Annotated in this window: 10 protein-coding genes; 9 read left to right on the forward strand and 1 reads right to left on the reverse strand. The window is 35.6% G+C overall.

The features are described 5' to 3' along the window. Positions 1-586 precede the first annotated feature (586 nt). The 5 genes from ACP6PK_RS22625 (at position 587) to ACP6PK_RS22645 (ending at position 3,820) form a co-directional block, all read left to right on the forward strand. A complete protein-coding gene (locus tag ACP6PK_RS22625; RefSeq protein ID WP_426562885.1) occupies positions 587-2,323 on the forward strand; it encodes a M6 family metalloprotease domain-containing protein in 1,737 nt (578 codons plus the stop codon). A gap of 28 nt (positions 2,324-2,351) precedes the next feature. Then, positions 2,352-2,474 (forward strand): hypothetical protein, encoded by a 123-nt coding sequence (locus ACP6PK_RS22630; RefSeq protein ID WP_426562887.1) that lies wholly within the window; start codon positions 2,352-2,354, stop codon positions 2,472-2,474. Positions 2,475-2,663: 189 nt separating this feature from the next. Next, positions 2,664-2,972: a hypothetical protein gene (locus ACP6PK_RS22635; protein ID WP_426562889.1), complete on the forward strand. Its 309-nt coding sequence runs from the start codon at positions 2,664-2,666 to the stop codon at positions 2,970-2,972. Positions 2,973-3,116: 144 nt separating this feature from the next. After that, complete coding sequence (locus ACP6PK_RS22640) at positions 3,117-3,332, forward strand: hypothetical protein (RefSeq protein ID WP_426562891.1); 216 nt, start codon at positions 3,117-3,119, stop codon at positions 3,330-3,332. A 227-nt stretch (positions 3,333-3,559) separates the two neighbouring features. Then, positions 3,560-3,820: a carboxypeptidase-like regulatory domain-containing protein gene (locus ACP6PK_RS22645; protein ID WP_094672615.1), complete on the forward strand. Its 261-nt coding sequence runs from the start codon at positions 3,560-3,562 to the stop codon at positions 3,818-3,820. Positions 3,821-4,392: 572 nt separating this feature from the next. On the opposite strand, the gene ACP6PK_RS22650 is transcribed toward ACP6PK_RS22645, so the two are convergent. Continuing rightward, a complete protein-coding gene (locus ACP6PK_RS22650; protein WP_426562893.1) occupies positions 4,393-5,730 on the reverse strand; it encodes a protein kinase domain-containing protein in 1,338 nt (445 codons plus the stop codon). A gap of 1,036 nt (positions 5,731-6,766) precedes the next feature. On the opposite strand from ACP6PK_RS22650, the gene egtD reads away from it, so the two are divergent. The 4 genes from egtD (at position 6,767) to ACP6PK_RS22670 (ending at position 10,867) form a co-directional block, all read left to right on the forward strand. Next, complete coding sequence (gene egtD, locus ACP6PK_RS22655; RefSeq protein WP_426562895.1) at positions 6,767-7,741, forward strand: L-histidine N(alpha)-methyltransferase; 975 nt, start codon at positions 6,767-6,769, stop codon at positions 7,739-7,741. Position 7,742: 1 nt separating this feature from the next. Then, entirely contained in the window at positions 7,743-7,886 is a 144-nt protein-coding gene (locus ACP6PK_RS22660) for a hypothetical protein (RefSeq protein WP_426562897.1), read from the forward strand. Positions 7,887-8,413: 527 nt separating this feature from the next. Beyond that, the gene (ovoA, locus tag ACP6PK_RS22665) at positions 8,414-9,763 is read left to right on the forward strand and encodes a 5-histidylcysteine sulfoxide synthase (RefSeq protein ID WP_426562899.1); all 1,350 of its coding nucleotides are present in this window, start codon (positions 8,414-8,416) and stop codon (positions 9,761-9,763) included. Between the two features lie 381 nt (positions 9,764-10,144). Next, positions 10,145-10,867: a 2OG-Fe(II) oxygenase gene (locus ACP6PK_RS22670; RefSeq protein ID WP_426562901.1), complete on the forward strand. Its 723-nt coding sequence runs from the start codon at positions 10,145-10,147 to the stop codon at positions 10,865-10,867. Positions 10,868-10,908 lie beyond the last annotated feature (41 nt).

The raw sequence follows: 10,908 nt of genomic DNA on the forward strand, positions 1-10,908 counted from the left end.
GCAGCAGCGGGGAGTTAGAAGGATCACCACCTCCTCTACTTGAATGAACTAGAAGCCAAACAAATTGACTTTCTTACTATCATGTCCGTTGGTATGGTTGCGTGTAAAAGCTTGGGGAATATCTACACAGTATTTAAGTTTTTTCCTCCTGTGAAACCTTCTTTCTTCTTCCTTACCCGTAGTTTATAATACCGATGCTACCGGACATGATATTACTCATATCAATAGGACTTATATCATGTCCGGTTGAATAGTTATAAATAACGAGTCAGGAGTCAGGAGTCAGGAGGGGAAAAAGAAAGTATTAAAAGGATAAAGTTTTTTGATTGCTGGCGCACAACTGCGTTAACGCGTAAGCGGAACGGAGTTCTATCGCGCTCTTATCGGGACATGATATTATCCATTATAGACGAAAAATGTGGGCTTGAGATTGCATCCCTGTCGGTCGCAATGACAGAAATACTTTGTATTGAGTAAGTCCTAATCAAGATCAAGTCAGATTGATTACCTACAATATAAGCTGTCTTGTGGTTATTCTCGACGACTTGATATAACTGCTTAACCCAATCTTAAGGAGAACATAGTTATGCCTACACCATTCCTTAACGAGGAATTTACTTTCACCAATCCCGACGGCAGTACCATCCAGGTAAGAAGTTCAGGCAACCAATATTACGCTGTCTTTGAAACCCTTGATGGCTATACCGTGGTTAAAGACGCTGACACAGGTTTTTATAAATATGCGCAGCTTTCCGAAGACAAAAATGAGCTTTTGCCGACCGATGCTAAAGTGGGGGTAGTAGACCCACAAAACTTGGGAATTCAGCCACACATACGCATCCGACGGGAGAGTGCTAAACAACAAGCTCAGAACGCACCCATGCTGCAAGGACCTGCAAGTCGCTGGCAAGTCCGTCGCGAGCAGAAAAAAACTCAGTTACGGGGAATAAGTCCGACTGCAAGACCTGAGTCTCAGCCCCTGTCTACCGTCACAGTAGGAAACTACGTCGGGTTGTGTATCTTGATCCGGTTTACCGACGTTTCCGAAACCATTTCCCAGCAAGAAGTTAGCGACTTCTGTAACCTATCAGGCTACAGTGGGTTTGGAAATAATGGGTCAGTACATGATTATTTCTACGACAACTCGCGGGGTAAATTAACTTACACCAATGTCGTGACGCAATATTACACAGCTAAACACGATCGCTCGTACTATACAGACCCAGCAATTTCCTATGGTACTCGAGCTAGAGAACTGATTGTTGAAGCACTAGATGACCTTAAATCCCAGGGCTTTGACTTTAGTCCGCTTAGTAGTGACGGTAGTGGCTATATCTATGCCTTGAACGTGTTTTACGTCGGACCGAGGGTTAATAATTGGGCTGAAGGTCTTTGGCCGCACTCCTGGGTCTTAGCCTCTGACTACAACGTAGGAGGAGGGAAAAAGTTCAGGGACTACCAAATCACAAATATGGGTAGTGAGCTGACCCTACGAACCTTCTGTCATGAAAATGGTCACATGATCTGCGATTTTCCTGATTTGTACGATTATGGATACGAATCATCGGGAGTTGGGAATTATTGCCTCATGTGTTTTGGAGGAAATAATAAGAACCCTGTGCAAGTTTGTGCCTACCTAAAAAATGAAGTAGGCTGGGCTACAAAAGTCACGTCCATAACTCCAGGTATAACGGCGACCCTCCCTGCGGCGAACAATGACTTTTACGTCTATGCCAAAAACGCGACAGAGTATTTCATCATCGAGAACAGGCAAAAGACAGGCCGAGATACTTTCTTGCCTGATGCTGGACTGGCTATCTGGCACGTTGATGAACAGAAAAATGGTAATAACGAGGAGCAGATGACTGCCAGCCAACACTACGAATGTTCTTTGGAACAGGCCGATGGACGCTTCGACCTGGAGAAAGATGTTAATGGGGGCGACAGCGAAGATTTGTTTGCTTCTCCGTATAAGACTGAGTTCTCTGATAGCACAACTCCTAAGAGCCAATGGTGGGACGGTAGCAACTCTAGCTTGAATATTACCCAGATTTCTGAACCTGGTTCCACCATGACCTTCGTCGTATCCGACACATCAGGATGGGTAACTAACAAGAAAGTGATTAATACATACGGTCATGTCAATACCCGGTATGGATTCGCAATAGTTGAAGGATTAAGCGGATGGAAACAGATAACCCCAAGTTCACCTAATGGGGTATCTAATGTATTAGATATCCTCAAGGTAGCACAAGCTAATGAACGCCAAGTCAATATATACATTGGTTCCGACGGAAAGATTCTTGCAGCTATCATGCTGTAGCTAAATTGGCAGTAAAGGTAGAAAATCTTTGCGCCTTGATGAGAATAAAATTTCCCTGAATACTCTGAATGCGATCGCTATTTATAGCCAAATCAACCAAAACAAGATTGCTTCAGAAGAGCGATCGCTGTGTTATGAACATCGGTGTTAGTGAATTTGGCTATGATTTTTCTGGCATTCTAGAAACCGGGTTTGTGTTAGATCCCGATAAATAGTGAAATTTGTCTCCAACAAACCCGGTTTCTTATAACACGCTCACTATTATTTCATAGCTCGGTTCACCAACGCCTGAACATGCTGGTTCCCGACCTAACGGAGGCAAAAGACAACTAAAAATCCAATGCCTATTAATGCAGGCAACTCAAACACCATTCAGTCCCCAATTAATGTGAGTGGTTTGTTGGATGTTGTCAAAAAAACAAAAGTTATCTTTGACATTGAACACACTTGGATAGGGGATTTGACAATCTCACGGCTCAAGCATTCTCGCTCTCGTGTACTCCTGGCTAATAGGCGAGAAGCTTCATTAAATGATTTCAAGAAGGTAACATTCGAGCGAGACGATCCCACATTTGTCTGCGACGCATACGCGGATCGTCGTATTGTTGCAAAAAAGTATTTTGAGGATAATTTAAATAGTTCTAATTAGAACTAACTATTTTTCCTAAGACCAACATAAACAATTCCCAGGAGAATAATTATGGCTGTGCAATTTAGAGAAGGATGGCTGAATTTTCCGCCAACAACAGGCAGGAGACAGCGGGCTGAAACAAGTGTAACTTTCCCTCGAAATGTGCAATCGGCACAGGTAGTGCTAAAAGGCTACAGCGTCAACTACAACAATGGAGACCATCATATCCTCCAGTTGGAGATCGATCTTGATACTTTAAGGATTATTGGTCCGACAGTGAGTATAGCTGGAGACTTCGTATTCCGTGACAGTTCTGGTTTCTTTGACGATCCCTACAGTGGATGGATTAACTTCGTTGTTATCGCTGACTTAGTATAGGTGTAATTGGGAGGGAATTTTTCGCTTCCCATAACAATTTCGGCGATCTGGATCACAAATTATGATTTTTGCTTTACAGCAGTTTCGGAGTTAGTGAGGTACAAATTTTTAGGACTTTAGGCAACAGAAAATTAATAAACTGTACCTCACCATCCTCAAAAGTTCTGTTAATCAGCGGCGATCGCCGAACACCAACAAAAAAAACCTAATGAGGAGAGAAGGATTTGATGCAACTGAAGGGATATGTTATCAATACATCAGAAGAAGGGATTGAAAATGCTCTTGTAGAGAGTCTAGAAACTGGACAGCGGACTTATACAGATGCAGAAGGAAAATACTCTTTAGTAGATATTCCTGAGCAAGTCTTTACAATTCGTGTGATAGCAACAGGATTTCGAGCCAAAAGGCTTGTATTAGATATGAAGGAACGGCAAAAAAGTGACAATCAAGAATATAAAATCACATTATTTTTGCTTTCCGAAGAGTAACGGTCAAAGTCATGGGAAAGAGCTTGAGTAGTGAAGTTTTAAGTGACCTGTTGTGCAATGAGAAGAAAAAGAAAAGGTAAGATTGGTCATTATTAGTTTTCTGTCTGGACGTGGTTTGACTGTAATATCAGTTTGATCAATGTTTGCTACACATACACATACCTGTTATAGAACCCCTGAAGGGATCTATGCGCGAATATAGATGGGGAGTCTGGGGAGGGTGGGGAGTGTGAGGAGTGCGGGGAGATGGGGGCCGGTTATTCTAACTTTTTCCCCTATTTTATTTCTCAATCTCCTGACTCAAGAGCCAAAAACTCGCAGCTTTGCAAAGATATCAAATGGCTTCTATAAATCTAGTTTTGTAATATTCTTAAATATTCACTTTTTCTCCCTGTTGCTAATAATTGTTGACACCTTTATATTCAAATAAATGTGGGCTATAAATAATAGGGAATAGGGAATGGCACAGAAGGTTTTTTTATAATTTATGAAACGAGCTGGATATTAGATATTAATCTGTCCCTCTTGACTTTTGTACTGTTTGGGATACCAAAATCCTACAAATATTCCTCCTAAAAAATACTACCTAATAATGCGTGCTTAAATTCTTTAGCAGTTTTAAAATAAATTTCTGGCTCATCAATTAATGCTAAATCAATTACTTCTGCCAATGATTGAGGAATAGCAATATTTCTTTTTCTAATTGGTACAGGTTGAGTTTTCAAGACAGTTAAAATTGGGTCTTTACCAACAAAATCACGGGGATATGCACCAGTCAACATATTATATAAAGTTGCTGCCATTGCCCAAACATCTACTTCCGGCTTTACATATTTAAAATTAATTATTTGTTGCCTAGGCATAAACGGAAAAGTCCCCCCTTTGTTTCCCGTGATTGTTTGCCCACTTAAACCAGCTAAATCAAAAGCTTTTGCTAACCCATAATCTGCTATTTTTACCACTGTTGAACTATTTATATTACTCAGAAAAATATTAGCTGGTTTAATATCTCGGTGAACCAAACCTTTCCCTTTACCAAAACTACCATCTGCTTTTTTAACATAAGGAATTTCTGCATTATGAGCATATTCTAAACCATCTAAAGCTTGTATAATAATTGGCACTGCCATATTAATAGATAATTGATAACCACAACGTTCCAACAAATTCCAAATACTACCACCATTGCAATATTCTAAAGTAAAAAAAAATTGGCTATCGCTATAACTATAATCTTTCAATTTTACAACATTCTTATGATTTAAAGCTTTAGTATTTTCTATTTCTCTGACAAAACGATTTATAGCCTGAGGATGGGTAGCAACTTCAGGCAACATTGTTTTTAAAGCTATTAATTTTTGAGTAGAATTATTTCTGGCTAAATAAACTTCTCCACAACCACCTTTACCTAATAATTTAATTGTTCTATAGCCAGGAATTGTAATTAGATTATTACTTCCTAATCTGGGCGGATAAACGGGTAATTCGACAGTTTCTGCCGAGGATTTTTTTGGTATCGAAACCATCTCTGGTGGCATATCTGTTTCAGCTTCAATACTCACCTGAAAAATAGTTTGACTCAATTTAATTTTGTCTCCTGATTTTAAATCATATTCAGGAAACTGAATTTTTGCACCTGCTTCAGGGGTATGGTGTGGTTGACGTTGCCCAATTTTTTGACCATTAACATAAGTGCCATTTCTACTGCCAAAATCACGGACTCGCGCATCTGGAGGATTAATATCAAGTATACAATGATAACGAGAAATAGTACGATGCTTTTCATCATTTGGTAGTCTGGGATGACAGTCTTTATGACGACCAATAATACAAATAGTTCTTTCTTCAAATATAAATTCTTTGCCGATCATACTTCCTTGAATAATAGTCAGTTTGACTTGAGCAGACATAGGATAATTACAACTTTGATATTTTATGGATTGCTTATATTTATTATCTTATAAATTATCTTCTGTGAATACTACCAAAGTCTGAGTGGAAAGTGATATTCTAGTATTTTTAAGACTTATCAGGGATAAAATATGCATATATATTATACCAATTTCATAAAATATTGCTACAGTTATGACACAGGGAACAGGTATGGAGGGAACAGGGAACAGGGGGAAGAAAAACATAAATATTAAAGAAGAAAAAAGGTTTGATTTCCAGAATTTATGGAATTTATATTTTTTTCTTGTAGGAATAAATCAAAAATTCTGATGTAACTGCCTTTTTTGAAAATAGTATTAAACCTTAGAGTGAAAAAGAACAGACTTTTTGCACAAAGTAGTTCAATAATTGATAATTGATAATGGATAATTGATAATTACCTCTCCCTAAAAGGAAGAGGATTGAATAAAAGGAAAATAAATTCATTGTTTCTCCTTTAAAGAAGAGGCTTTAAATCTTAATTATTCGGTAAGAGACACTCATGGAAGATATTTTCACAGCAATTAGCCATGAAACAATATTCAGAGAGTGAAGAATGCAAAGGGATCTAATTTCTACTGTTTCACGCAAGTTAAAAGTCAAAAATCATGGATTAAGATTTTGTAGACTCAAAACTTTGACACGCTCAGTAATTTAAAGAAATTATTTCACATCTAAATTGACATCTTGATAGTGAATTGGTATTAGATACAAGGTTTATCAAGTCCGGGTGAGAAAAAGCTTATTTTTTTAGATGCTAATTATACCATTGATCGTGCATTAATACTTTAGTTTTTTTCCTGATGGATAATTTGACTTTTATATTACCTACTTATTTCCCAGAGTTACAGAAGAAGGTATTGATGGGACTTATTAATTGAATTATCTGCTTATTTACTCCCAGCAGAATTTATACTAAAATTCTTCTGGCAAGAATTTTATGATGACAAATTTTTGTCCATAATTGGTTAAGAAAAAACTCTTAACTGTCCACCCTTATGCAGTAAGAAAATAATGCCCCCACAACTTGTGAAAGTTCTCAATGACAGCTATCAAGCTGTTAAAAATGATGGAGAAGATGTAATTGCTGGACTAACTAAAAATCCTAAGACTTTACCCCCAAAATATTTTTATGATGATTATGGTTCTGAATTATTTGAACAAATCTGTGAGTTACCCGAATATTACCCTACTCGTACAGAAACTTCTATCTTAGAAAAATATGCTGATGAAATTGCTCAAATAACTGGTAGTAGCGAATTAGTAGAATTAGGTAGTGGCAGTTCTACTAAAACCCGTTTATTGTTAGATGCTTATCAAAAAATAGGTAATTCGTTTACATACATACCGACTGATGTGAGTGGAGGAATACTTAAAAATAGCGTATTAGAGCTACAAGAAAAATATCCAGATTTCTTTATTCAGGGATTACTAGGAACTTACCAACAAACTTTAGCCTATCTAGAGTCAACTCCTACACCAACACGAACAATTTGTTTTTTAGGAAGTTCTGCTGGCAATTTTTCTCCACAAGAATTTGATAATTTATTGACTCAAATCACTAGAAGTTTACAGCCAGGAAATTATTTTTTACTAGGCATTGACTTAGATAAATCTAAAGAAATTTTAGAACCTGCTTATAATGACAATCAAGGGGTTACTGCTGCTTTTAATTTGAATATGTTATCTCATTTGAATTGGCGTTTTCAAGGAAATTTTGACATTAATTTATTCAGTCATCAAGCAATTTATAATCAAGCTGAAACTCAAATTGAAATGTATCTATATTGCCAAGAGAATGTTACATTTGCTTTGGAAACTCTTGATTTAAAAGTTAATTTTCAGGCAGGGGAAAGTATTCTAACTGAAATTTCTCGCAAGTTTGATTTGGAAATTTTACAAACACAACTTGAGGCTAAAGGGTTGAAAGTTAAGAAAGTTTGGACAGACCCTAAAAAGTGGTTTGGATTAATTCTTTGCCAAGCTTAACTTGAAGGAAGAAGGAAGAAGGAAGAAGGAAAAAGGAAGAAGGAAAAAGGAAGAAGGAAGAAGGAAAAAGGAAGAAGGAAGAAGGAAGAAGGAAGAAGGAAAAAGGAAGAATAAAAAAATATGTTCATTAATGAATAATGGATAATTACCTCTGGTTAAAACCGTTCTTGATTGGGTATAAGGAAATATTATTTTTTTCCCCTATCCAAGGTGAGGCTAATAAAGCTGAATTATTTAATTAATAATTATTAATTATTCGGTAAACATTTCCTGTGAAATCCTGCCCAAACAGGGGTTATATCTCAGTAATTAGCTGCGTACAAAATGAAGTTATAATAGAGTTTTGAAAGATAAAATTCATTATTAAGTATGCCAAAAAGTACATCAGCTATCCATAGCAAATATGTTTTATGAATTCACAAAAATTTGCTCAATAATTGCACAGTATGTCTTTGGGCTTCTTGAATTTTGCCTATTATTTGACCAATATAAGGTAAGCAAGAAAAATCAAAGAGGCATGAGTATAAGTCATATCAGTATGAAAACTATTCCTGACAAAATATAGAGTTTCTAGCTATGCTTTTACCTAGACTTAATAATTATCCCTAAATCTCTCAATCTTAAACCTTTGGGAAAAGTCACCGATTAAATTTTGAATTTGTTTCTAACAATATGAACCCAATTAAATCTACTACCCCACCAAAACTTGATAGTTACCAAACTGACTGCAACATCCGCCAAGAAATTATCGAATATTTTAAAAATGCTTGGCAACTTGAAGATATTTTAATGAATAGTTTAGTGGGAGAAAAAACATTTTATTTGAATCCCGATCCTTTGAGAAATCCACTAATTTTTTATCTCGGACATTCAGCAGTTTTCTACATCAATAAATTAATTCGTGTCGAATTATTAGAAAAACATATTGACTCTAACTACGAAATATTATTTGAATTGGGAGTAGATCCAGAAAAACCAGAAGAACTAGACCAAGCGATCGCCCACATCGACTGGCCTAAACTTGAAGATGTTTGGCAGTATCGAGAAAAAGTCTATCAAATTATTTTAGACCTAATTAAGAAAACTCCTCTAAATCTTCCCATCCATCAAAACCATCCTCTTTGGGCATTAATGATGGGTATCGAACATCAACGCATTCATATAGAAACTTCTTCAATGTTGTTTAGGCAACTATCTGTAGAAAAACTAAAACATCCTAGTAATTGGGAATATGCTCCTACTAATAACCAGATAATTAATAATGAAATGGTAGAAGTTTCTGGAGGAATTATAAAACTAGGAAAACCAGAAGATTATCCTACTTTTGGTTGGGATATAGAATATGGCGATCGCCAAGTTAAAGTTGCGCCTTTTGTTGCTAGTAAATATTTAATTACTAATGCAGAATTTCTAGAATTTGTCAAGGCTGGTGGTTACGAAAATCAAGATTATTGGACTCCAGAAAGTTGGCTTTGGAAAACTGAAAATAATATCAAACATCCTAAATTTTGGATACCTAAAAATGGTACATCTATATATAGATATCGAGCCATGTTTGATGAAATGGAATTACCTTTAGATTGGCCTGTGGAAGTAAATCATTATGAAGCAATGGCTTATTGTCGTTGTCAAGGTGAAAATACTCGGTTAATGACTGAAGCTGAATATAATTTAGCAACTTATGCTAATGGCAAAGAAGCAGAAGCGGATAATTATAATCTGAATTTTAAATTTGGTTCTCCTTCTCCGGTTGGTTTATTAGAAACTGCCAAAAATGAATCAGGATTATATGATTTGCGGGGTAATGTTTGGGAATGGTTAAGTGATAAATTTAATCCTCTTTCAGGATTTAAAACTCATCAACTTTATGAAGATTATTCAGCTCCGTTTTTTGATAACAGACATAATATGATGTTAGGAGGATGTTGGATAACTAATGGTACAGAAGCATTAAAATATTATCGTAATTGGTTTCGTCCGAACTTTTATCAACACGCTGGTTTTAGAATAGTTCAGGGATAATGAATAATGGATAATTGATAATGGATAATTGATAATTATTTGATTACTAAATTTTTTAATAAGCAGAAATTTATGTCATAATTCAAGAGAATATTCAACAGTTATCTCTGGAAAAGTTAGAAAATTCAGGAAGAACAATTGATGATTTTAGTAGTTTAGAATATTTATCTAACTGGTGCCAGGAATCAGAACAGTAGTAGGTGTTCATTAATGGATAATTGATCATGGATAATTGAGGATTGACTAAAAGGAAAAAAAATTATTTTTTCCTTGAAAGGGAAGGATTTTAACCTGAATTATTTAATTATTAATTATTAATTATTCTGCAAATTAAGTAGGTAGGTGAAAAATTTTACAAGTACCTCTGCTAGATAGATTCACATGAAAAACTCTCAAATTACAAAATCCTTAGAAGAATTTCAAACAACAGGATACTTTCTGCAAGAAAATTTTCTTTCTCAGACAGAATGTGATTCCTTGTTACAACTGATTTTCGATTATCGCCAGACAAATTCTGTTTCTAAAATTTATCGCAATATTAAACCCATACCCTTAAATCGTTCTGTCATAGATGGAAAAATAATTCAGTCTCAGATTCCAGAAGTTCAAAAACTATACGAAACTGTGAATCAAGTTATTAACAACCTAACCAATAAACAACTTTTTCCTTTACAAGATATTCAAGTAGGTTGCAATATTAACATTACTGAAAAAGGAGGTACATATCAGTGGCATTATGACCGAAATGCTATTACCGCTCTTTTATATTTGAACAAAGTTGATGGAGGAGAAATTGAATTTTATCCCAATTATAGAATTACCTTACCCAGTGCTAAATTTTCTAGATTTCAGAGTGTGATAGATCGGGTAAAACAATTGAGTTTTTTTCGTCACACCTTTGGCAAACAAATTATTATTAAACCTCAACCTGGTTTACTATTAGTTATGGCTGGGGATAAATGTCTACATAGCGTTCGTCCAGTAACAGAAGTAAAGGAGAGAATTAATATTGTTATGGCTTACGATTTACCCAATGCTAGTTTTGTAATTAAAGAAAAATTGAATACTTATTTATATAATTCAGAAGAGGTGTTCAATAATTGATAATTGATAATGGATAATTGATAATTACCTCTGGTTAAAAC

The organism is Dapis hubbardiae BLCC-M172, from assembly GCF_050016015.1.
GTDB lineage: Bacteria > Cyanobacteriota > Cyanobacteriia > Cyanobacteriales > Microcoleaceae > Trichodesmium.

What these genes read in the sequence shown, in the direction of transcription:
- ACP6PK_RS22625 (WP_426562885.1), top strand. Translation starts at nt 587, where the DNA reads ATGCCTACACCATTCCTTAACGAGGAATTTACTTTCACCAATCCCGAC.
- ACP6PK_RS22635 (WP_426562889.1), top strand. Translation starts at nt 2,664, where the DNA reads ATGCCTATTAATGCAGGCAACTCAAACACCATTCAGTCCCCAATTAAT.
- ACP6PK_RS22645 (WP_094672615.1), top strand. Translation starts at nt 3,560, where the DNA reads ATGCAACTGAAGGGATATGTTATCAATACATCAGAAGAAGGGATTGAA.
- ACP6PK_RS22650 (WP_426562893.1), bottom strand. Translation starts at nt 5,730, where the DNA reads ATGTCTGCTCAAGTCAAACTGACTATTATTCAAGGAAGTATGATCGGC.
- egtD (WP_426562895.1), top strand. Translation starts at nt 6,767, where the DNA reads ATGCCCCCACAACTTGTGAAAGTTCTCAATGACAGCTATCAAGCTGTT.
- ovoA (WP_426562899.1), top strand. Translation starts at nt 8,414, where the DNA reads ATGAACCCAATTAAATCTACTACCCCACCAAAACTTGATAGTTACCAA.
- ACP6PK_RS22670 (WP_426562901.1), top strand. Translation starts at nt 10,145, where the DNA reads ATGAAAAACTCTCAAATTACAAAATCCTTAGAAGAATTTCAAACAACA.